This is a genomic window from Leifsonia sp. 115AMFTsu3.1 (assembly GCF_004362795.1).
GTDB lineage: Bacteria > Actinomycetota > Actinomycetes > Actinomycetales > Microbacteriaceae > Leifsonia.
This window is the reverse complement of the sequence record NZ_SNYB01000001.1, coordinates 2,087,846-2,109,019: the sequence shown is the minus strand read 5'-3', so window position 1 is coordinate 2,109,019 and position 21,174 is coordinate 2,087,846. Positions and strand designations below refer to the sequence as shown.

At 70.2% G+C, this 21,174-nt stretch carries 19 protein-coding genes; 3 read left to right on the top strand and 16 right to left on the bottom strand.

Annotated features, from left to right (window positions below; all coding sequences use genetic code 11):
- Positions 1-8: 8 nt before the first annotated feature.
- Both AXZ95_RS10145 and AXZ95_RS10140 read left to right on the top strand, forming a co-directional pair.
- Positions 9-527, top strand: coding sequence for a YbaK/EbsC family protein (locus AXZ95_RS10145; RefSeq protein ID WP_051087278.1), 519 nt, complete (start codon positions 9-11; stop codon positions 525-527).
- 503 nt (positions 528-1,030) lie between these two features.
- Entirely contained in the window at positions 1,031-1,546 is a 516-nt protein-coding gene (locus AXZ95_RS10140; protein WP_018190929.1) for a hypothetical protein, read from the top strand.
- 164 nt (positions 1,547-1,710) lie between these two features.
- Here the strand turns inward: AXZ95_RS10140 and AXZ95_RS10135 are convergent, their stop codons facing one another.
- From AXZ95_RS10135 to recO, 3 genes are read right to left on the bottom strand one after another with little or no spacing between them, the layout of a single operon-like run.
- Positions 1,711-2,382 carry a DsbA family oxidoreductase gene (locus AXZ95_RS10135; RefSeq protein WP_018190927.1) on the bottom strand — a complete coding sequence of 224 codons (672 nt, stop codon included), beginning with the start codon at positions 2,380-2,382 and terminating at the stop codon, positions 1,711-1,713.
- 29 nt (positions 2,383-2,411) lie between these two features.
- Positions 2,412-3,236 carry an isoprenyl transferase gene (locus AXZ95_RS10130; RefSeq protein ID WP_018190926.1) on the bottom strand — a complete coding sequence of 275 codons (825 nt, stop codon included), beginning with the start codon at positions 3,234-3,236 and terminating at the stop codon, positions 2,412-2,414.
- Positions 3,233-3,973 carry a DNA repair protein RecO gene (recO, locus tag AXZ95_RS10125; protein ID WP_020074824.1) on the bottom strand — a complete coding sequence of 247 codons (741 nt, stop codon included), beginning with the start codon at positions 3,971-3,973 and terminating at the stop codon, positions 3,233-3,235. Before recO ends, AXZ95_RS10130 begins: the two co-directional genes overlap by 4 nt.
- 326 nt (positions 3,974-4,299) lie before the next feature.
- Here recO and AXZ95_RS10120 point away from each other — a divergent pair, with 326 nt between their 5' ends.
- Positions 4,300-5,061 (top strand): TRIC cation channel family protein, encoded by a 762-nt coding sequence (locus AXZ95_RS10120; protein WP_018190924.1) that lies wholly within the window; start codon positions 4,300-4,302, stop codon positions 5,059-5,061.
- Between the two features lie 215 nt (positions 5,062-5,276).
- Here AXZ95_RS10120 and leuA read toward each other — a convergent pair whose 3' ends face one another.
- From leuA to AXZ95_RS10055, 13 genes are all read right to left on the bottom strand, one after another.
- Positions 5,277-7,049, bottom strand: coding sequence for a 2-isopropylmalate synthase (gene leuA, locus AXZ95_RS10115; protein WP_018190923.1), 1,773 nt, complete (start codon positions 7,047-7,049; stop codon positions 5,277-5,279).
- 138 nt (positions 7,050-7,187) lie between these two features.
- Entirely contained in the window at positions 7,188-9,674 is a 2,487-nt protein-coding gene (locus AXZ95_RS10110; protein WP_018190922.1) for a DUF2156 domain-containing protein, read from the bottom strand.
- Positions 9,671-10,912 (bottom strand): alpha/beta hydrolase-fold protein, encoded by a 1,242-nt coding sequence (locus tag AXZ95_RS10105; protein WP_018190921.1) that lies wholly within the window; start codon positions 10,910-10,912, stop codon positions 9,671-9,673. The genes AXZ95_RS10110 and AXZ95_RS10105 overlap by 4 nt, the downstream gene beginning before the upstream one ends.
- Before the next feature lie 177 nt (positions 10,913-11,089).
- Positions 11,090-12,535, bottom strand: a complete 1,446-nt coding sequence (locus AXZ95_RS10100) for an ABC transporter permease (RefSeq protein ID WP_018190920.1) — start codon at positions 12,533-12,535, stop codon at positions 11,090-11,092.
- On the bottom strand, positions 12,532-13,287 hold the full coding sequence (locus AXZ95_RS10095) for an ABC transporter ATP-binding protein (RefSeq protein WP_018190919.1): 756 nt from the start codon (positions 13,285-13,287) through the stop codon (positions 12,532-12,534). The genes AXZ95_RS10100 and AXZ95_RS10095 overlap by 4 nt, the downstream gene beginning before the upstream one ends.
- A 121-nt stretch (positions 13,288-13,408) precedes the next feature.
- On the bottom strand, positions 13,409-14,101 hold the full coding sequence (locus tag AXZ95_RS10090) for a response regulator transcription factor (RefSeq protein ID WP_018190918.1): 693 nt from the start codon (positions 14,099-14,101) through the stop codon (positions 13,409-13,411).
- Positions 14,098-15,966, bottom strand: coding sequence for a histidine kinase (locus tag AXZ95_RS10085; protein ID WP_018190917.1), 1,869 nt, complete (start codon positions 15,964-15,966; stop codon positions 14,098-14,100). Before AXZ95_RS10085 ends, AXZ95_RS10090 begins: the two co-directional genes overlap by 4 nt.
- Positions 15,967-16,046: 80 nt before the next feature.
- Entirely contained in the window at positions 16,047-16,940 is an 894-nt protein-coding gene (gene era, locus AXZ95_RS10080; protein WP_018190916.1) for a GTPase Era, read from the bottom strand.
- Positions 16,937-18,364 (bottom strand): hemolysin family protein, encoded by a 1,428-nt coding sequence (locus tag AXZ95_RS10075; RefSeq protein WP_018190915.1) that lies wholly within the window; start codon positions 18,362-18,364, stop codon positions 16,937-16,939. The genes era and AXZ95_RS10075 overlap by 4 nt, the downstream gene beginning before the upstream one ends.
- An 8-nt stretch (positions 18,365-18,372) precedes the next feature.
- Positions 18,373-18,834 (bottom strand): rRNA maturation RNase YbeY, encoded by a 462-nt coding sequence (ybeY, locus tag AXZ95_RS10070; protein WP_018190914.1) that lies wholly within the window; start codon positions 18,832-18,834, stop codon positions 18,373-18,375.
- A gap of 7 nt (positions 18,835-18,841) precedes the next feature.
- Positions 18,842-19,852 carry a PhoH family protein gene (locus AXZ95_RS10065; protein ID WP_231374423.1) on the bottom strand — a complete coding sequence of 337 codons (1,011 nt, stop codon included), beginning with the start codon at positions 19,850-19,852 and terminating at the stop codon, positions 18,842-18,844.
- Between the two features lie 70 nt (positions 19,853-19,922).
- Positions 19,923-20,291, bottom strand: coding sequence for a histidine triad nucleotide-binding protein (locus tag AXZ95_RS10060; RefSeq protein WP_018190912.1), 369 nt, complete (start codon positions 20,289-20,291; stop codon positions 19,923-19,925).
- Between the two features lie 151 nt (positions 20,292-20,442).
- Positions 20,443-21,171 (bottom strand): 16S rRNA (uracil(1498)-N(3))-methyltransferase, encoded by a 729-nt coding sequence (locus AXZ95_RS10055; protein WP_018190911.1) that lies wholly within the window; start codon positions 21,169-21,171, stop codon positions 20,443-20,445.
- Positions 21,172-21,174: the final 3 nt, after the last annotated feature.

Sequence of the window (21,174 nt, the reverse complement as noted above, 5' to 3'; positions counted from 1 at the left end):
GCTGAGCTATGGCCGAGAGCCCGGAATCCGTGGACAACTCCCCTGTTGGCGCACCTGTGAGCACCGGTCGGGAGCGCGTCGCCGCCGACGCGCAGGCCCGCGGCATCGAGGTCGACATCGTGGAGCGTCCCGCCGCGCGGAGCCTCGAGGAGGCCGCCGAGCTGCTCGGCATCCAGCCCGGCGACATCGTCAAGACGCTGGTGGTGAAGCGGAGCGATGACACGTTCGTGTTCGCCCTCGTGCCCGGCGGCCGCAAGATCGCCTGGCCGAAGCTGCGCTCGGTGCTGCAGGTGAATAAGCTGCAGCTCCCGGATGCGTCGGTCGCGTTCGCCGCCACCGGCTACGAGCGCGGCACGATCACGCCGTTCGGCAGCACCACCGCGTGGCCGGTCGTCGCCGACGCCACTATCCCGGGCCGTCGCGTGTCGATGGGCGCCGGCGAGCACGGCTACTCCCTCTTCGTCGACGCGGACGCCCTCATCACGGCCTTCGGCGCGACCGTCGCTGACATCACCGACCCCGAATAGCGCGCCGCTCCCAGGCCCGCCATCGAGTTGACGCAACACGCCGTCGCACCCGGTCGAGCGACGGCGTGTTGCGTCAACTCGCGTGCGAGCTGTGGATAACGGCGGCAGGCAATAGTCATGACTGGCAACCTGTGGCGATGGAACCGCTCAGGATGGGACCCCATTTCACGACGGGCGAGGCCCTGCTGCACGGTGTCTCGCGCTCTCGGCTGCGACGAGGAGACTTGACGCGCCCCCACCACGGCGTCCGTGCCATCGGTCCCGCGCATGATCTCGTCGAGCGTTGCCGGGCATTCCTACCGGCGATGACTGAGGGGATGCTGTTCAGTCACATCACCGCCGCGCGTCTCCATGGGCTTCCCTTAGGACGGGAGGCGGATCTCGACGAACCGCTCCACGTCTCTACACGGGCGCCGGGACGGGCAGCGCGCCACCGTGGAATCCACGGCCATCAGACGAGGATCGCCGACGACGCGACCACAACACTCCATGGACTACCGGTCGTGTCCGCGGTCGAGACCTGGTGCCAGCTCGCCAGCATGCTTGCCGAAGATGACCTGGTCGTCTGCGGGGACGCCCTCGTCCGTCGCAAGGAGCCAATCGCAACAATGGAGCAACTGGCTGCCGCCGTCGCGTCCAGCCCGCGACGGCCCGGTGTGCGTCTCTTACGGTGCGCGCTCGCGCGCGTCCGGGCCCGCACCGACTCCCCGATGGAGACTGTGCTTCGCCTAGCCCTTGTACGGGCCGGACTCCCGGAACCGGCGGTGAACTATCGGATCGTCGGTCCCGATGGCGATCTGGTCGCGCATGGCGACCTGGCCTACCCCGCGGCGCACGTCGTGGTCGAGTACGACGGCGATCAACACAGAACCGACACTCACCAGTACTACATCGACGTCGATCGCTTGTGGCGCATCCGGACCATGGGCTGGGAGGTCGTGCGAGTCAATCGCACCCACATGGCCAACGACGCCCGCGAGGCCGTCCGCCGTGTCCGTCTTGCGCTCGCGTTGAGTTGACGCAACACGCCGCCATGCAACGGAGCGCGACGGCGTGTTGCGTCAACTCGCTCGCTAGAAGGTGCAGGTGTCGCCGTCGCAGACGGCGCCGGCGGCGCCGAGCTGGACGAGCGGCACGACGGGCGCGGGAGTCGCGTCGGCCGCGACGGCCGGCTCCGCGCCGGTCACGCGGTCACCGCCGCGCGCTCCGACCAGACCTGCTCAAGCACCTGGGCGAACGTCTGCGCGTCCTGCGCCCCGGACACGCCGTACTTGCCATCGATGACGAAGAACGGGACGCCGTTGATGCCGTACTCTCCGGCGGTCGCCTGGTCGGCGCGCACATCCTGGAGGTACTGCTCCGATTCGAGCGCCTGGAGCGCCGCATCGCGGTCAAGGCCCACCTCGGCCGCGAGATCCGCGAGGTCCTCGACCCGGCCGACGTGACGGCCCTCGATGAAGTAGGCGCGGAACAGGCGCTCGGCCAGCTCCAGCTGCTTGCCGTTCGCCTTCGCGAAGTGCAGGAGCTCGTGCGCCTTGACGGTGTTGGTGTGCTTGAGGTTGTCGAAGTCGTAGTCGAGCCCGACGGACGAGGCGATCCCGGTCACGCGCTCCAGCATCTGCTGCACCTGCTCGGCCGGGAGACCCTTGTGGCCAGCCAGGAAGTCGATCTCGCTGCCGTCGAAGTCGACGGGGGTGTCCGGGGACAGTTCGAAGGAGTGGTACTCGACCTCGACCCCGCGCCCGTCGCCCGCGCCGGCGAACAGTCCGCTGCCGGCCTCGAACTTCCTCTTCCCGATGTAGCACCACGGGCACGCGATGTCGGACCAGATGTCGATCTTGATGGGTTCGCTCACCTCAGAGGCAACGCGCGGCACGCCGCGGTCTATTCCGAGGTGGATGGCGTCTCGGCCGTCGGCGCGTCCACCGCACCGCCGAACCGGCGGTTGCGGCGCAGGTACAGCTCCACCGCATCCCACAGGTCGGTGCGGCTGAAGTCCGGCCACAGCGTGTCGAGGAACACCATCTCGGCGTACGCGCTCTGCCACAGCAGGAAGTTGCTGGTGCGCTGCTCCCCCGAGCTGCGCACGAACAGGTCGACGTCCGGCATGTCCGGCAGATAGAGGTGGCGCTGGATGGTCTTCTCGCTCACCGCGGACGGCCGCAGCCGGCCCGCAGCGACGTCGTCGGCGATCGACCGCACGGCGTCGGCGATCTCCGTCCGTCCCCCGTAGTTGACGCACATCGTCAGCGTCAGCACGTCGTTCCCGGCCGTGAGCTGCTCGGCGTACTGCAGCTCCTTGATGACCGACGACCACAGGCGCGGCTTCCGGCCCGCCCAGCGCACCCGCACGCCCCACTCGTTGAGCTGGTCGCGGCGCCGGTGCAGGACGTCTCGGTTGAATCCCATCAGAAACCGCACCTCGTCGGGCGACCGCTTCCAGTTCTCGGTCGAGAACGCGTATACGCTGAGGTGCTTGACCCCGGCTTGGATGGCGCCCGCCACCACGTCGAGCAGGGCCGCCTCCCCCGCCCGATGCCCCTCGATACGGGTCAGGCCCCGGCGATTCGCCCACCGGCCGTTGCCGTCCATGACGATCGCCACGTGCGACGGAACGCTCCCCGCCGGGAACGCGGGCGGATACACGCCGGTCCAGTCGAGCGGGCGGTACTCGACCGCATCCTTGTGCGTGTAGGGCTTCGGACTCATCCACTCGCCTTCTGGTCGTGCTGAACGTGCTGGAGCGAGCGCAGCCCGCGCTCGAGATGCCACTGCGTATACGCCGCCACCACGCCGTTCGCGCGGTTCCGCGTGCCGTCGGGTGCGGCCTCGGCCGCCTCCCAGTCGCCGGACAGCAGCGCCCCGAGCAGGGCGATCGTGTCGGCGTCGACCTTCGGGGCGCCCTGCGGTGCGCAGTCCGCGCAGACGACGCCGCCGAGCTGGACGACGACGGAGGTGTGCGGGCCGGGAGCCCCGCAGCGTGAGCAGTCCTGGAAGCTGGGCGCCCATCCCGCCAACGACAGCGCGCGCAGCAGGTACGAGTCGAGCGTCAGGCCGGCCCCGTGCTCGCGCCGCGACAGGGAGCGCAGCGCCCCGACGAGCAGGAGGTACTGCTGGATGGACGGTTCGGCATCCGTCAACCGGTCGGCCGCCTCGACCATCGCGTTGGCCGCGGTGTAGCTGGCGTAGTCATCGGCGATGAGGGCGCCGTACGCGCCGAGCGTCTCGGCCTGCGTGATCACGTCGAGGCTGCGCCCCTCGTAGAGCTGGACGTCGGCGACCATGAACGGCTCGAGCCGCGACCCGAACCGGGAGGCCGTCCGCCGCACGCCCTTCGCCACCGCACGGATCTTTCCGTGCTGCCTGCTCAGCATGGTGACGATGCGGTCGGCCTCGCCCAGCTTGTGGGTTCGGAGCACGACGGCTTCATCACGGTAGACAGGCACACTCCAGTATCGCGCGCCCGGCTGACAGTGCGGCGGATGCGGGGTGCGTCACTTGCTGTTACCTCGGTCGCAGGCTGTGACCTCGGTCGCAGGCTCTGACCTCGGTCGCAGGCTCTGACCTCGGTCGCAGGCTGTGACCTCGGTCGCAGGCTTCCTCGGCGCGGGGGTCGCGGCATCGCTCCGCGCTGCCCTGAGCTCCACCGCACGGCGCTGGGGTCGCGGCATCGCTTCGCGCTGCCCCTGAGCTCCACCGCGCGGCGCTGGGGTCGCGGCATCGCTTCGCGCTGCTTCCTAGCTCCACCGCGCGCGCGTGATACACATGGGGGGTGAGCACGACCCCCGTCGACATCGGCGCCCTGTCGATCCCGCTGTGGGGCGACCTCATCGCTGTCGGCGTCGGCAGCCTCCAGGGCGCCATGTTCGCGTCCGGATTCCGCGACCGGCGGCTCGACCTGCTCGGCGTCGCGATCATCGGCGTCGCCACCGGCGTCGGCGGCGGACTCCTCCGCGACCTGCTGCTCAACGTCACGCCGGTCGCCCTGCAGTCGAACTGGTACCTGCCGATCACCGTCGTCGCCGCACTGCTCGGGATGCTGCTGATCCGGCTGTTCCGCCGTCTCGACCCGGTCATCACCTTCCTCGACGCGCTGACGATCGGGCTGTTCGGCGCGATCGGAGCGAGCAAGGCGCTCGCGCTCGGGCTGCCGGAGGTTCCCGCGGTGTTTGTCGGCGTGGTGGCCGCAGTCGGCGGGTCGATCCTGCGGGACGTGCTGCTGAACCTGCCCATCGCGCTCATGCACGTCGGCTCGCTCTACGCGGTCGCGGCCGGCGCGGGCACGATCGTCCTCGTCGTCATGCTCGACTTCGGCGTGCCGTTGACGGTCGCGGCGGTCGTCTGCGTCGTCGTGACCCTCGTCATCCGTCTCCTCGCCGTGCGCTTCGGGTGGAGCCTGCCGGAGCAGCGGGAGCTGGGCCGCATCCCCCGTCCGCGCTGGCCCCGCTTCACGCGCGCGCCCAGCGCCGCCCGCACGGCCGAGCGCACAGACACCGGCGCGATCCCGCGCTACCGCATCGACAAGCCCGAGTAACCCCGCGCACATTCGTGCCGAATGTGCGGAAAGCCGCGGCGATACCGCACATTCGGCACGAATCACGCCGCCCCCGCGACGCAGCGGAGCCGCACATTTGGCGCAAATCTCGGGAATGGCGGCCGCTTTCGCGAGATTTGGCGCAAATCTCGCGCCCCCCACACGCAGCGGAGCCCGACATTCGGCACGAATGTCGGGCTCCGCGTGAGCGTGCGTCAGGCCGAGACGAGCTCCTGCGCCGACTGGCCGGCAGCCGAGCGCACGGCCCGGTTCACCGCCGACACGACCGCCTTGAACGACGCCGTGGTGGTGTCCGCGTCGATGCCGACGCCCCAGCGGCGCTGGCCGTCCACATCCACCTCGACGTAGGCGGCAGCGAGAGCCGACTCGCTCGCCGACAGCGTGTGCTGCGAGTAGTCGTAGAGGTGTGCGTCCACCCCGTGCTGGTGCAGGATGTCGAAGAACGCCGCGATCGGACCGTTGCCCTCACCGGTGGCCTTCGAGACGGTGTCCCCGTCGCGCAGCGTCACCGTGAGCACGACATGCTCGCCCGTCTCGTTGGACGTGGTGGTGCTCCCCAGTTCGAAGCGGCCCCACTTGGCGTCCGGGTCGGAGGCGGGAGCCGGCAGGTACTCGTCCTGGAACACGGACCAGATCTGGTCGCTGGTGACCTCGCCGCCCTCGGCGTCGGTCTTGGCCTGAACGACCCCCGAGAACTCGATCTGCAGCTTGCGCGGCAGGTCGAGCGAGTGGTCGGTCTTCAGCAGGTACGCGACGCCGCCCTTGCCCGACTGCGAGTTGACGCGGATGACCGCCTCGTAGCTGCGGCCCAGGTCCTTCGGGTCGACGGGCAGGTACGGGACCGCCCAGACCAGATCGTCGACCGGGACGCCGGTGCGCTCGGCCTCGGCTTCCATGGCCTCGAAGCCCTTCTTGATGGCGTCCTGGTGCGAGCCGCTGAAGGCCGTGAACACCAGGTCGCCGCCCCACGGGCTGCGCTCGCCGACGGGCAGCTGGTTGCAGTGCTCGACGGTGCGCTTGATCTGGTCGATGTCGCTGAAGTCGATCTGGGGGTCGATGCCCTGCGTGAACAGGTTGACGCCCAACGTGACCAGGTCAACGTTGCCGGTGCGCTCGCCGTTGCCGAACAGGCAGCCCTCGATGCGGTCCGCTCCGGCCATGTACCCGAGCTCGGCGGCGGCGACCGCGGTCCCGCGGTCGTTGTGCGGGTGCAGCGACAGGATGACGTTCTCGCGGTGGTTCAGGTGCCGCGACATCCACTCGATGGAGTCGGCGTAGACGTTGGGCGTCGCCATCTCGACCGTCGCGGGCAGGTTGATGATGACCTTCCGCTCCGGCGTCGGCTCGAACACCTCGAGCACCTGGTTGCAGATGTCGGCGGCGAACTCCAGCTCGGTGCCGGTGTAGCTCTCGGGCGAGTACTCGTAGTAGATCGTGGTGCCGGGCACGAGCTCTTCGAACTTCCGGCACAGCCGCGCGCCGTTCAGCGCGATGTCGACGATGCCCTGCTGGTCGGTGCGGAACACGACGTCCCGCTGCAGGATGCTGGTCGAGTTGTAGAGGTGCACGATCGCCTGCTTGGCGCCGACCAGCGACTCGTACGTGCGCTTGATCAGGTGCTCGCGCGACTGCGTCAGCACCTGGATGGTGACGTCGTCCGGGATGGCGCCCTCTTCGATCAGGCTGCGCACGAAGTCGAAGTCGGTCTGGCTCGCGGACGGGAAGCCGACCTCGATCTCCTTGTAGCCGAGCCGCACCAGCAGGTCGAACATAATGCGCTTGCGCTCGGGGCTCATCGGGTCGATGAGCGCCTGGTTGCCGTCACGCAGGTCGACGGCGCACCAGCGGGGCGCCTGGGTGATGTGCTTCGACGGCCAGGTGCGGTCCGGCAGGTCGACGCGGATCTGCTCGTGGAACGGCCGGTATCGGTGGATCGGCATGGCGCTCGGCGCCTGTGTGTTCTTCATGGTCTTCAGGAATCCTCTGCTCGTGTGGTGTGGAGAGCCGACGACGAACTCCGCGACGAGTGAGGCCCGGAACTAGGACTCGTCGCGGCAGCTAAGGAGGAGCAGACCGTACACAGCACCGAGAGTACCACCTCGGCGTCAGCCGCGCCCCCGCACGAACGTCGCCGCCTGCCGCATGGACAGCCCCGGCAGGTACGCGCGGACCAGCGCGATGCCGATCGCGGGCAGGGCGACGGGGTCCGGGTAGGCCATGATCAGCGGGTGCAGCTCCGGCTGGAACTTCTGCTTGAACTTCAGCAGCGAGCGGAAGCCGTACACCGGCTCGAGCGACGAACTGAGGTAGCCGAGCAGCCGGTCCATGGTGTCCTTGCCGCCCTCCTGGGCCGCCGCCGTGTGGGCGAGCGGCGCGGCGGAGAGCGACATGAACTCGATCCCGTCGTCCTTCATCCGCGTCGCGGCCTCGGCGATGAGGAACTCCATCACACCGTTGATGCTGTCAGGCCGTCGACGCATGAAGTCGAGCGTCCAGCCGACGACGATCCCGGCGCGGTAGGTGGGCAGCCAGCTCGTGACGGCCTCGATCCGGCCGTCCTCGTCTACGGCCAGCATCAGGCGCACCTCCGGGTCGCGGAGCTCGTCGAGTCCGCCGAGCGTGAACCCCATCTCGGGCAGGTCCTTCTCGGCGACCCACTGCTCGGAGATGTCGGACAGCTGCACGGCCGAGGTGAGCGGGAGCGCGGCGTACGTCGTCCACTCCGAGCGGATGCCGGCACGCTGAGCACGGTTGATGGATGAGCGGACGTCCTGCCACTTCTTGCCCGTCGTCGCCCACAGCTGTGGACGGATGACCGTCTCCTCCGCGACGGTCATGGTCGACCAGCCGAGACGCTCGAACAGCGACGTGTAGCGAGCCTCCACGCTGTAGAACACCGGGATCCAGCCGTTGTCGTCGCAGAATCGGGCGAATCCCTGGATGGCGCCGTCGTGCGGACCGAGCGCACCGAACGGACCGCCGGTGGTCAGCGCGACCCGCCCCTCGACGCGATACGCGATCGCACCGCCGCCGATCGGGTCGAACCAGTACGAGTTGCCGGGCCAGGTCGCCATGAAGGAGATCGCGTCGCCGCCGCCGCGGTGCAGCAGCTCGCGCACGTGTGCATCCTCCGAGGTACCGCGCCGCCGGAGTCCGCGACCGAGCATCGGCGGGATGGCCCCGATGATCGCGACGAGCCAGAACACCGTTCCGATGTTGTGGTAGACGATCGTCGCCAGCGGCGTCGTCGGCAGGTACTGCAGGGGCTCGCGCCGCAGGAAGCTGACCGGCACGAACCGCTCGAGCACATCCGCGAACAGGTCGCTGATGTCGATCGGGCGCGTGAAGCCCGTGTCGCGCTGCAGCCAGCCGACGAGCACGTAGACCGCGACGAGCCCGACGCCGGTCCCGAGCACTAGGAAGACATACCTCCGAACCGCCTTGGCGGACGGCATCACGGTGAAGTGGCGGCGGAACACGACGAGCAGGATGGCCATCGCGAGCGGCACGAGCGTCGACAGCGCGAGGATGAAGGTGACCTCCCAGTACCGCGGGGAGACGGATGGGCGGGCCGACGCGATCGGCAGGATGCCGTAGTAGAGCGCCGACAGCAGCGCAAGCAGTCCGTTCACGGCCACCGCCAGCCACACCGCGAACCGCCGCCCGCGCAGGAGGCCATACGCCGCGACGAGCAGCAGGAGAAGCGGGAGGACCGACAGCAGCACCGGCCCGAGCCCGTTGATGCGTTCCAGTGTCAGCTCGCGGAAACAGTTCCGCGTCACGGCGAACGCCTGGCAGCGCTGGATGACCGAGGTCGCGCTGGGCGCCTCGTTGCTGAACAGCAGGCCGACCGGAGAGAGCAGGCCGTACCGCGTCGAGCCGAGGAGTCCGATGACCGGGCCGACGGCGGTGATGGTCAGCGCCGAGGCGAGCAGCACCCGGACCTCGTGATGCGAGCTGCGCAGCCATCCGCCCGACACCTTCGCCTGCCGCAGCAGCGGGCCGAGCGCCAGCCCGGTCAGCACGGCGAGCAGCCGGTAGAAGTCGGACGGCAGACCCGAGTACAGCAGGTACATGATCGCGACGAGCAGCGTGATCACGCGGATGCGGCGCCGCCAGAGCGTTCCGGCGAAGGCGCTCGCCGTCATGATCGTGCCGCCGATCGCCGTGAACGCGTCGAGCACGAGCAGCCCATGGACGTTGCGCGCCCACAGCTCGCCGATGTCGTTCGCCGCCACCTGGATGACAGCACCCACGACGATGCCGACGACGGCCGTGCCGAAGAACGCCAGCGCCGTGCGCCAGGTGCCCATCAGGCGCTCCGAGGCGCCCACCAGCACGACGGTGAGGACCAGCACGACGATCAGTTCGAGCAGGTCGTCGGTGAAGAGCACGGCCGTGAACGGCGACCACCAGTGCCCGTCCAGCAGCTGGACGGCGCCCGCGCCCAGCCATCCGCGGAGCGGCCGGTGCGGCCCGCGGATCGGCCCGGTGATGAGCGCGAGCACCAGGATGAGCAGCGTCACCCCGGTCGTGAACGGATGGCTCGCGATGAGCCGCCCGGTCCGCTGCGCGAGAGCGGCCGGTTTCACGACCCGAGCCCCAGCTGCCGCGCGATCGTCGGGAAGCCATGCGCGAGCACGTAGCGCACGGTCTTCCAGTCGTGCGCGGTGCCGGGCGAGCTGAGCAGCTCGGCGTGGATGCCGGCGCGCTCGGCGTCGGCGTACAGGGTGCGGGCGAAACCGGAGTACTTCGCGTCGTCGGCGCCCGCCCCGAGAACCATCACCGAATCGCGGTACGGCGCGTTCGCCTTCATCATCGCGGCCGGCTGCGCCTTCTCGTACGCCTGCTTGGACCCGCCGAATCCCGTGCTGATGGTCAGCTCCTCATCCCCCAACGTCGGCCCGAGTTCGCTCGACGACGCGAGCGCGGAGCCGAACAGGTCCGGCCGCCCGCTCGCGAACTGCACAGCGCAGGTCGCCCCCTGCGAGTAGCCGAACACGCTCCATCCTGCCGGGTCGCTGCTCACTCGCAGGTGAGAACGCACCCAATTCCGCACATCCGTCAGCAGATAGGTCGCCGACTTGCCGTAATCGCGCGAGTCGACGCACATCGGGTTGCGCCCGGGGCCGCCCAGCTGGTCGGCGGCGACCACGATGGGAGCGTAGCCGTCGTGCTGAGCGGCGAACGCATCCATCGCCGTGGCGACTCCCCCGGCGGTGAACATGTCGGCCGGCGCCCCCGGCTGACCGGAGAGGGCGTACATCACCGGAAGGGCGGGAGGGTTCGCCGTCAGCGCGACCGGCGGGAGGTAGACGACAGCCTCGCGCGCCGGGAACCGGGACTGCGTGGCCGGGATGCGGACGGTGCCGACCTCGCCCTTCGCCGGGAGCTCCCCCGCGACCACCGGCGTCGTCGTTGCCTTCCAGTCGGTGCCGGCCACGACCTCGCCGCGCTCCGAGTGCAGCTGGAGTGCCCCGTACGGCACGACGCCGAGCACATCGTTCAGGTTGCGGTAGGCGCCGAAGTCGGCGTTGATGCCGCAGAACGCCGCCGCGAGGAACACCGGGATGCTCACGATCGCCACGACCTTCCGCCACCAGCGGGAACGGAACAGGTTCGCCACCGCGAGGCTGACCCCGCCGAACCCGAGGGCGGTCCACAGGGTGGTCACCGGCGTCAGGGCGACGCCGAACACGTCGAAGACGTCGGTGACCAGCCACACCACGAACCAGCCGACCAGACCGCCGACGAGCGCAGCGATCAGCCCGGCGAGCGTACGGCGCCAGGTGGGACGCACGAGCAGGTAGAGCGCGAGGATCGCGGCCACGACATCCAGCGTGATGAGGAACGGCGGCTTGTCGATCCTCAGCGTGTTCAGCCAGTTCAGGGATGGATCCTCTCGGGGGCGGCCCGGTGGACGGGACGCGACGGACGCCTCATTATTCCGGGCTCAGTTCATCGATAGCTGAAGCTCCGTGAGAGTTCAGCCAACATCCAGAGTCCGTCACTCCACGGCGAGGGCGGCGACAGGTGAGACGCGCGTGGCCCGGCGGGTCGGCGCGAGTGCGGCGACGACGGCGAGAAGGGCGGCACCCAGGACGATCGCGGCCAGGAACGGCCAGGGAAGGACCGGGGCGAGGACGCCTCCGCCGGGGATCATCCCGAGCAGTGACTGCGCGCCGATCCAGCCGTACAGCGTTCCCAGCACGAGCCCAGTCAGCACAGAGGCGACGGTCAGCTGCGCGCTCTCGGCGAGCACCATCCTCCGCACCTGACCGGCCGTGAAGCCCAGTGCGCGCAGGAGTCCGAGCTCACGGCCGCGCTGCAGCACGCTGAGCGAGAGCGTGTTGACGACGCCGCACGCCGCGATCATCGCCGAGAATCCGACGAGCACCGTGAACACGGCCATCGTGCCGCCGATGATGCCGTCGGCGCCCTCGTACATCCCGGGCTCGCGCGCCTCGGCATCCCGGATCAGCGCCTGCCAGGTGGATGCGGCCACCACGAACATCGTGATCAGCGTGACCCCGATCACCAGGCCGATCGCGGTGCGGGAGCTGCGCTCCGGGTTGCGCACGGCGTTGGCCGCGGCCAGCCGGCTCGCGGCGCCCCGCCCGAACAGCAGGCCGACCGCCCGCAGCACGGCGGGGAGGAAGAACGGCGCGGCCAGGACGATCCCCGTGAAGGAGAGGATGCCGCCCGGCAGTGCGACGAGCACCCCGTAGGACGACAACTGGGCGAGAGTCGCGCTGACGCGCACGAACGCGCCCGTGCCGAGGAGGAGCCCGACGACCAGCAGCGCGGCGCCCGACAGGATGAGGACGAGCGAGACCGCCAGCCTGCCGCGGCTGCGCACCGCGGCGGCTGGGCGCTCCTGCGCAGCACCGAGCGCCTGCACGGGCGTCACCGTGAGCACACGTCGGCTGCCCACCCACGAGGCGAGCCAGGTAGTGAGGACGACGATGATCGCCGGGGGCACCATCAGCAGGCTGAGGACGGGATACTGCGCCTCCGGGAGGACGCCCGTCATCATGAGGAGCCGCACCGCGAGGAGCGAGAGCGCGGCGGCAGCGGCTCCCCCGACCGCGGCCCCGATCAGACCGACGGCAAGGCCTTCGCCGGCGACCGATCGACGCTGTGTCCGCGCGCTGGATCCGATCAGCCGCAGCAGGGCGATCGTGCGGGTGCGCCCCGCGATGACGGTGGCGAAGGTGTTCGTCGTGACGATCGCGCCGACGTAGACCGCGACGACGAAGAAGATGCCGGCGACGATCCCCAGCGCGAGCTGGACGCTGGCGCGCTCCCCCATCGACGATCCGCCGATGAAGGCGGCCATCACATCCACCCCTCCGACCAGGGCGACGCCGAAGGCCGAGCTGAGGGCCGCGACGAGGATGCCGGCGCGGTGGTCGCGCGCGTTCGCGCGGAAGGCCGAGAACGGGCGGCTCACGCGCGCGCCTCCATCCCGAGCATGAAGGACGAGATCTCCTCGGCCGACGACTGCGGCCGCTCGGCGGCGACGCGCCCGTCGGCGAGGAAGACGATGTGGTCGGCGTAGCTCGCCGCCACGGGGTCGTGGGTGACCATGGCGATGCTCTGGCCGAACGTGCGCGCCGCCTCCTGCAGCACGCCGAGCACCTCGCGGCCGGTGCGGGAGTCGAGGTTGCCGGTCGGCTCGTCCGCGAAGACGAGGTCGGGGCGGGTGGCGAGCGCACGCACGATCGCGGCGCGCTGCTGCTGTCCCCCGGACAGCTCGTGCGGGCGGTGGGTCAGGCGGCCGCCGAGGCCGAGCGTGTCGACGAGGTGGTCGATCCACTCGTTCTGCTCGCGGGTCGGCCGGCGGCCGTCCAGCTCGAACGGCAGCAGGATGTTGCCGCGCACGTCGAGCGTCGGCACCAGGTTGAACGACTGGAACACGAAGCCGATGCGACGGCGGCGCAGCAGCGTGAGCTCCGCATCCCCCATGCTGGTGATCTCGGTGTCGCCGAGGAACACGCGACCGCCGGTCACCGAGTCGAGCCCGGCCATGACGTGCATGAGGGTCGACTTGCCCGATCCGCTCGGGCCCATCACGGCCGTGAACCGGCCCGCCGGGATGCCCAGGGTGACACCGTCGAGCGCGTTCACCCGGCCCGCGCCGGTGCCATAGGTCTTCGTGGCCGCTTCGACGCGCGCCACCGTTTCTGTGAGAGTCAGCTCCATACCCTCAACGCTAGGGAGACGCCCCCTGCGGCCGAATCGGGCGGTGGGGCTATCCTGTGTCCTCCCTGAGGATGACGCGGGATGGCACCGACCGGTCGGCCCCGTCGGCCCGTCGGCCCCGCTACTCGGCGGCGGTCAGGCCGTGCTCGAAGGCGTAGACCACCATCTGCACGCGGTCGCGCAGCCCCAGCTTCGCGAGGATGCGCGAGATGTGCGTCTTCACGGTCGCCTCGCTGAGGAACTCGGAGCCCGCGATCTCCGCGTTGCTCAGCCCGCGCGCGGCGAGAACGAAGATCTCGCGCTCGCGGGAGGTGAGGGAGGCGAACTCCGGCGGCTCCGGCCGCACCGGCTGTGCGGACGAGAAGTACTCGAACAGCTCGCGCGTGGCTCCTGCCGCGATGACCGCACTGCCCGCGTGCACTGTCCGGATCGCGGCGAGCAGGAACTCGGGCTCCGCGTCCTTCAGCACGAACCCGCTCGCCCCGCCACGGATCGCGCGGGCGGCCGCCTCGTCGAGGTCGAACGTCGTCAGCACCACGATCCGGGGCGCCGTGCGTCCCGCGCGCTCGGCGTCGGCGATGATCGCACTGGTGGCGGCGATGCCGTCCATCACGGGCATCCGGATGTCCATCAGCACGACGTCCGGACGCGTCTCCGCCGCCAGGCGCACACCCTCCTGCCCGTTGCCGGCCTCCCCCGCGAACTCGAGGTCGTCCTGCGAGCTGAGCAGCATCCGCACGCCCGCGCGGAACAGCGGCTGGTCGTCGACGAGCAGCACCCGGATCGGCGCCGCCTCGACCGTCGCGCCGCTCACGCGACCGCCCCCGGGAGGAAGGCCGTGACCACGAACTCCCCGTCCTGCGGCCCGGCCGTGAGCGATCCCCCGGCGAGGGACGCGCGCTCGCGCATCCCGGGCAGCCCGTGGCCGATCCGGGGCAGCGAGCCGGTCATGGTGGGTTCGAGGGTGGTGTCTCTCATGGTGTTCCTCACGGTGATGACGATTCCTGGTCCGCGGTGGGTCGGCGCCTCCGCGAGCACGACGCTCGCCGGGCGGCTGGTGTCGCCGTGGCGCAGGGCGTTGGTCAGAGCCTCCTGCACGATGCGGAAGGCGGCGAGCTGCTGCGCGGAGCCCAAGGCGGCGACATCCCCGCGCCGTTCCAGGTCGACGGGGAGACCGGCCGAGCGGATGTGCTCGACCGTCTGATCGAGGTCGGCCAGCGATGGCTGCGGTCCGTCGTGGGCACCCGGTTCGCGGTTGGCGTCGGCGGGATGCGACTGGCGCAGCTCGGCGAGCAGCACACGCACGTCGCCGAGCGCGGACCGGGCGGTGGATGCGATGGTCGCGAGCGCCTCATCCACGGCGTCCGGGTCGGTGCGCCGGGCGTACCGCGCTCCGTCCGCCTGGGCGATGACGACCGCGAGCGAGTGGGCGACCACGTCGTGCATGTCGCGCGCGATGCGGGTGCGCTCCTGCTCGACCACGACGTCCTCGACCGCCCGGTTGCGGTCGAGTTCCGCCTCCACCCGGGCGCGGCGGGCGACGCGGGCGTTGCGCCAGGTGCGCATGAGCAGACCGAGCACCCACGACAGGCCGAGCACAGTGACGCTCACGACGAACAGGAACGCGAACTGCAGCGCGACGCTCGCGATCGCGCTCGACAGGAGGTCGTAGTAGCCCTGCGCGACGGCGGCCGTCACCGTCAGGTACAGGGCGGCGACCAGCGCGCCGATCCCGGCCGAGATGAGACCGGCGGCACGGACGATCCGGTCGCCGTAGGCCGCGGTCGCGTACAGCACGATGAGCACGGCGAGATTGCTGACCAGGATGCTGTGCCCGGTGGTCATCTGCAGCACGGCCGCCAGCCAGGCGACCGAGAGCGCGACCGCCGGCGACATCCGGCGCAGCGCCACGGCCACCGCGAACGCGATCGTCACCAGGAACGCCGAGCGGTCGGCTCCGGCGATGATCAGGGAGAACACGGCCAGCGCGATGGCGCCGGCGACATCGGTGGTCAGCTGCGTCCGGGTCAGCCGTCTGACGAGCTCCGGGCGCGACGGGTCGTCCTCGCCGGACTCGATCCCGCCGTTGGACGCCAGCCAGACCAGGACGGACGGCCCGCGGGAGCCCGAGACGGTCACGTTGGCCGCACGCTGCCTCGCGACCAGGAACCCGAGGAGCCAGGCGGCGACGAAGATGACCGCGACCAGCAGGCTCATCAGCAGGAACCCGATGCCCTGGCTGGTGTAATACCCGCCGATGACCGGGCCGAACTGCGGGAACTTCAGGTCGCCGCGCACCGTGAACAGGTAGGCGACGGCCGGGGCGAGCAGGATCGCCGACGAGAAGTCCAGCCAGCGGAGCACCCGCCCGCCGTGCGCGGCGACGCCGACCAGCGACGCGACGACGGCGACCGCCGAGATCACCCGGAAGGCGCCATCCAGCGACTCCTGCTCGGTCATCTCCAACAGCACGGCGACCCAGACGAGCCCCAGCGCGACACCGGGGAGGATCCGCGACAGCGCGACGGCGGCGCAGTAGAAGACCAGCGCGAGCCCCGCTGCCAGGTCGTACGGCAGGCCGGTCACCAGCCACGCCGCGAACAGCACGACGGCCAGCGCAGGCTCCAGCACCCAGCGGTGCGGAGCGAGCGCGCTCAGCAGTCTGCGGCGGTCGGGCATGCTTCTACCGTACGGTCCGGGTGTGCGCGGCCGGGCATCCAGCGGCCGGAATCATCCTCGGGATGTACGGCCTCCTCCACCTAGAACCCGAGCCGCCCCAGCTGCTTCGGGTCACGCTGCCAGTCCTTCGCGACCTTCACCCGGATCGACAGGAACACCTGGCGGCCGAGCAGCTTCTCGATCGGCACGCGCGCCGCGGCGCCCACGTCGCGGATGCGGCTGCCGCCCTTTCCGATCACGATCGCCTTCTGGCTGTCGCGCTCGACGAAGAGGTTGGCGTAGACCTCGACGAGGTCCTTGTCGTCGCGCTCGATGATGTCGTCGATCGTCACCGCCAGCGAGTGCGGCAGCTCGTCCTCGACACCCTCCAGGACGGCCTCACGGATGTACTCGGAGATGCGGTCTTCGAGTCCCTCGTCGGTGATGGCCTCGTCCGGGTAGAGCGGTGCCGACGACTCCGGCAGCAGCTTCATCAGCTCCGAGGTCAGGGTCTCCAGCTGGATGTGGCTCACCGCCGACACCGGGATGATCGCCTCCCACTCGCGCAGCGCGGACACCGCGAGCAGCTGCTCGGCGACCTGCGTCTTGCCCGCCGCATCCACCTTGGTCACGATCGCGACCTTCTTGGCGCGCGGGTACTCGTCCAGCTGCTCGTTGATGAAGCGGTCGCCCGGTCCGATCTTCTCGTCGGCGGGGACGCAGAAGCCGATCACGTCGACATCGCCGAGGGTGGACTGGACGAGCGTGTTGAGGCGCTCTCCGAGCAGCGTTCGCGGCCGGTGGATGCCCGGCGTGTCGACCAGGATCAGCTGGCCGTCCTTCTGGTGGACGATCCCGCGGATCGCGCGCCGGGTGGTCTGCGGCTTCGAGCTCGTGATGGCGACCTTCTCGCCGACGAGGGCGTTGGTCAGCGTCGACTTGCCCACGTTGGGGCGGCCGACGAACGAGACGAATCCGGCGTGGTACTCGGTCACGATCTGCTCTCCTGGGTGTGTCGGGTGTCGCGGCGGGAATCGCCGACGTCACCGTGGCGGTTGTCGCCGTGCCGCGTGTCGCCGTGGCGGTCGTGCCGCGCGCCGCGTCGGTCGTCGTCGCGGGAGTCGCGCGAGCCGGCGGTCTCGGCGTCCGCCGCGGGGAGCAGGGCGGCATCCCGCTCGACGATGACCGTCGCGACGTGCTTGTGCCTGCCCTCGATGCGGTCGACCGTGAAGCGCAGCCCGTGCACGGTGACCGCCGAGCCGACCTCAGGCAGGCGCCCGAGCGCCTTGGTGACGAGACCGCCGACACTGTCGACGTCCTCCTCCTCGATCTCGGTGTCGAACAGCTCCGCCAGGTCGTCGATCGGGAGCCGGGTCGCGATGCGGTAGCGGCCCTCCCCGATCGCCTGGATGAGCGCGACCTCGTGATCGTACTCGTCCGAGATGTCGCCGACCAGCTCCTCGATGAGGTCTTCGAGGGTGACCAGTCCGGCGATGCCGCCGTACTCGTCCACGACCATCGCCAGGTGGTTGGACTCGCGCTGCATCTGGGCGAGCAGGGCGTCGGCCTTCTGCGACTCCGGCACGAACAGGGCGGGGCGGGCCAGGTCGCGCACGGTGAGCTCGTCGGCGCCGAGGGGGCGCTCGAAGCTCAGCTTCGCCGCATCCCTCAGGTAAAGGATGCCCACCACCTCGTCCGGGTCGCCGCCGTCGATGACGGGCATGCGCGAGACGCCGGTGCTGAAGAACAGCCCCATCGCCGTGCCGAGACCGGCGGTGGAGTCGACGGTGATCATGTCCGTGCGCGGGATCATCACCTCGCGCACCACGGTCGCGTTGAACTCGAAGATCGAGTGGATGAGCTCGCGGTCGTCCTCCTCGAGCACGTCGAACTCGGTCGCCTCGTCGACGATCGACAGCAGCTGCTCCTCGCTCGTCACCGGCGCCGAACGGGCGCGCGACGGCGTGACGCGGTTGCCGAGGGCGACCAGTCCGCCGGGGATGGGGCCGAGCACCACCCGCACGAAGCGCACGATCGGCGCCGTGAGGCGGAGCAGCAGCGTGGAGTTGGCCCGGCCGACACTGCGCGGGCTGACGCCGACGAGCACGAACGACACCGCCGTCATGATGAGCGCGGCCAGGATGAGCGAGATCCACCACTGCTCGAAGATCTGCTCGAAGGCGAGGGTGACCAGGACCGCCGCCGTCGTCTCCGCGATGATGCGGGTGAAGCTGATGGCGTTGAAGTAGGCGCCCGGGTCCTCCGCGATCGCCCGGAGCGACTTCTTGGCCCGGGAGGTCTCGGCGAGGTCGGCGATGTCGGCGCGCGACTGCACCGCGAGAGCCGAGTCGACGGCGGCCATCAGACCGCCGAAAGCCACCAGCAGGAACGCGACGATGAAGAACAGCGCCTGCAGCATCCCGCCCCCTACCGCTGTCGGTCGTAGCGCGAGAAGCCGACGAGGATGTCGCGCTGGATGGCGAACATCTCGCGCTCCTCGGCCGGCTCCGCGTGATCGAAGCCGAGCAGGTGGAGGATGCCGTGCGTGGTGAGCAGGAGCAGCTCGTCCATCAGCGAGTGGCCGGCCGTCTCGGCTTGCACTTGGGCGACCTGCGGGCACAGCACGACGTCGCCGAGGAGACCCGCGGGCGACGGCTCCTCCTCGGTTCCCGGCCGCAGCTCGTCCATCGGGAAGCTGAGGACATCGGTCGGGCCGGGCTCGTCCATCCACTGCACGTGCAGCTGCTCCATGGCGGCCTCGTCGACCAGAACGATCGCGAGCTCCGCGTCGGGGTGGACGTGGAGGATGTCGAAGGCGTAGCCGGCGAGGCGCTGCAGGGCGGCCTCATCGACCTCGATGGTCGACTCGTTGTTGATCTCGATGCTCACTGCGGCCCTATCGTCGCTTCGGGAGGTGGTCGCGGGGCCCGCCGGAGCGGCGCTCGGCGCGGTTGGCGAACTCCGCCGCCTGCTCGCGCTCGTAGTGCCGCGCCTGCTGACGCGCGTCGTATTCGGTGTACGCGTCGACGATCCGCCCGACGAGGCTGTGGCGCACCACGTCTTCGCTCGTCAGCCGCGCGAAGTGGATGTCGTCGATGTCGTTGAGCACCCGTGTCACGAGCCGCAGCCCGCTGGCCGAGTTCGGCAGGTCGATCTGCGTGATGTCGCCGGTGACGACCATCTTCGAGTTGAAGCCGAGACGGGTCAGGAACATCTTCATCTGCTCGGGCGTGGTGTTCTGCGCCTCGTCGAGCACGATGAAGGAGTCGTTGAGGGTGCGACCGCGCATGTAGGCGAGCGGGGCGACCTCGATGGTGCCTGCGGCCAGCAGCTTCGGGACGAGCTCCGGATCCATCATCTCGTTGAGCGCGTCGTACAGCGGGCGCAGGTACGGGTCGATCTTGTCGGTCAGCGTGCCGGGCAGGTAGCCGAGCCGCTCGCCCGCCTCGACGGCCGGACGCGTCAGGATGATTCGGTTGACCTCCTTGCGCTGCAGCGCCTGGACGGCCTTCGCCATCGCGAGGTACGTCTTACCGGTTCCGGCGGGGCCAATGCCGAAGACGATCGTGTTGCGGTCGATCGCGTCGACGTACTGGCTCTGACCGAGCGTCTTCGGGCGGATGCTCTTGCCGCGCGCCGTCAGGATGGCCTGGCCGAGCACGTCGGACGGGCTCAGGTTGAGGTCGGTGCCGAGCATCCGGGCGGAGCTCGTCACCTCGGCAGGCGACAGGTCTTGCCCGTTCCGCACCATCTGGAGCAGCTCCTCCACGAGCCGTTGCGCCTCGGCCACCTGGCCGGCGTCGCCGCTCAGGGCGATCTCGTTGCCGCGCACGTGGACGCTGACGAGCGGATACTGCCGTTCCAGCGTGGTGAGCAGGCGATCCTGGGGTCCGAGAAGACGGACCATCTGCACGCCGTCGACGCTCAGGCGCACCTCGGCGCCGTCGCCCGGAGTCGCTCCGGAGGCGGTGGATTCGCTAGAGGGCAAGGCTTCCTTCCTCGAGGCCCGGGCCGTCGCCCGGCGCGCTCAGTACGTGTGCGTGGACGTGGAACACGGTCTGACCCGCGCGCTCGCCCGTGTTGAAGACAAGACGGAAGTCGCCGTCGCCGAACTCGTCGGCGAGCCGCTTCGACGTCGCGACCAGTTCGGCCAGCAGCTCGGGGTCGCCGGCCGCCAGCTCGGCGACGTCTCGGTACTGCTCCGTCTTGGGCACGACGAGGAGGTGCACGGGGGCCTTCGGCGCGATGTCGCGGAACGCGATCAGGCGCTCCGAGTCGTACACCACGTCGGCCGGGATCTCGCCCGCGATGATGCGGGAGAAGATCGAACGCTCCGTCTCTGCCATACCCCTATCCTATTCGCCCCCTCCGACGCTCGGCCGAGTCCGTCCCCTTGGCCGTCCGCCCGCCGTCGAGTCCGCAAACTTTGCACGCTCTGCGGGTTTTTCGTGTGCAAAGTTTGCGGACTCGACGGGGGGGGTGAGTGGGAGGGGCGGGTCACCAGCGGTGGAGGGACGCGTTGAGGACGGCGAGGGCGGCGGGGCCGGCCGTGGAGGTGCGGAGCACCGTGTCGCCCAGGCGCACGAGCTCGGCGCCCGCGTCGCGGAAGGCGGCGAGCTCCTGCGGCGCGATCCCGCCCTCCGGACCGACGACGAGCACCAGATCGCGGCCGTCCGGCTCGACGGCGGTCAGGGGCTCCGTCGCGTCCGGCTCGAGGACGAGCACCCGCGCCGACGCCGCCAGCGCAGCGATCTGCTTCGTCGTCGCCAGCTCGCCGACCTCGGGCGTCCAGGCCCGGATGGACTGTTTGGCTGCCTCCCGCACGATCGTCGCCCAGCGCTCCCGGCCCTTCGCGACTTTGGTGCCCTCCCAGCGCGAGACCGAACGGGATGCGGCCCACGGCACCACCGCATCCACACCGAGCTCGGTAGCGGCCTGGATCGCGAGCTCATCCCTGTCGCCCTTGGCGAGCGCCTGCACCAGCGTGATCGTCGGGGTCTCGCGCTCGACGCGCGAGACCGACTCGACGTCGATCGTCAGCTCGGTGTTCGTCGAGACGAGCACCTCGCCCGACGCGACGAGCCCGCGTCCGTTGCCGATGAGCACCGACTCCCCCGGTCGCGTGCGGTTCACGGTCGCGGCGTGCTTCGCTTCGGCGCCGGTCAGCGACAGCCGGGAGCCGACCTCGACGTCGTCGAGGTCCTCACGCAGGTAGAGGGACGCCATGAC

What these genes read in the sequence shown, in the direction of transcription:
- AXZ95_RS10085 (WP_018190917.1), bottom strand. Translation starts at nt 15,966, where the DNA reads ATGCCCGACCGCCGCAGACTGCTGAGCGCGCTCGCTCCGCACCGCTGG.
- AXZ95_RS10145 (WP_051087278.1), top strand. Translation starts at nt 9, where the DNA reads ATGGCCGAGAGCCCGGAATCCGTGGACAACTCCCCTGTTGGCGCACCT.
- AXZ95_RS10075 (WP_018190915.1), bottom strand. Translation starts at nt 18,364, where the DNA reads ATGCTGCAGGCGCTGTTCTTCATCGTCGCGTTCCTGCTGGTGGCTTTC.
- AXZ95_RS10055 (WP_018190911.1), bottom strand. Translation starts at nt 21,171, where the DNA reads ATGGCGTCCCTCTACCTGCGTGAGGACCTCGACGACGTCGAGGTCGGC.
- AXZ95_RS10130 (WP_018190926.1), bottom strand. Translation starts at nt 3,236, where the DNA reads ATGAGTCCGAAGCCCTACACGCACAAGGATGCGGTCGAGTACCGCCCG.
- AXZ95_RS10060 (WP_018190912.1), bottom strand. Translation starts at nt 20,291, where the DNA reads ATGGCAGAGACGGAGCGTTCGATCTTCTCCCGCATCATCGCGGGCGAG.
- AXZ95_RS10095 (WP_018190919.1), bottom strand. Translation starts at nt 13,287, where the DNA reads ATGGAGCTGACTCTCACAGAAACGGTGGCGCGCGTCGAAGCGGCCACG.
- leuA (WP_018190923.1), bottom strand. Translation starts at nt 7,049, where the DNA reads ATGAAGAACACACAGGCGCCGAGCGCCATGCCGATCCACCGATACCGG.
- AXZ95_RS10065 (WP_231374423.1), bottom strand. Translation starts at nt 19,852, where the DNA reads ATGGTCCGTCTTCTCGGACCCCAGGATCGCCTGCTCACCACGCTGGAA.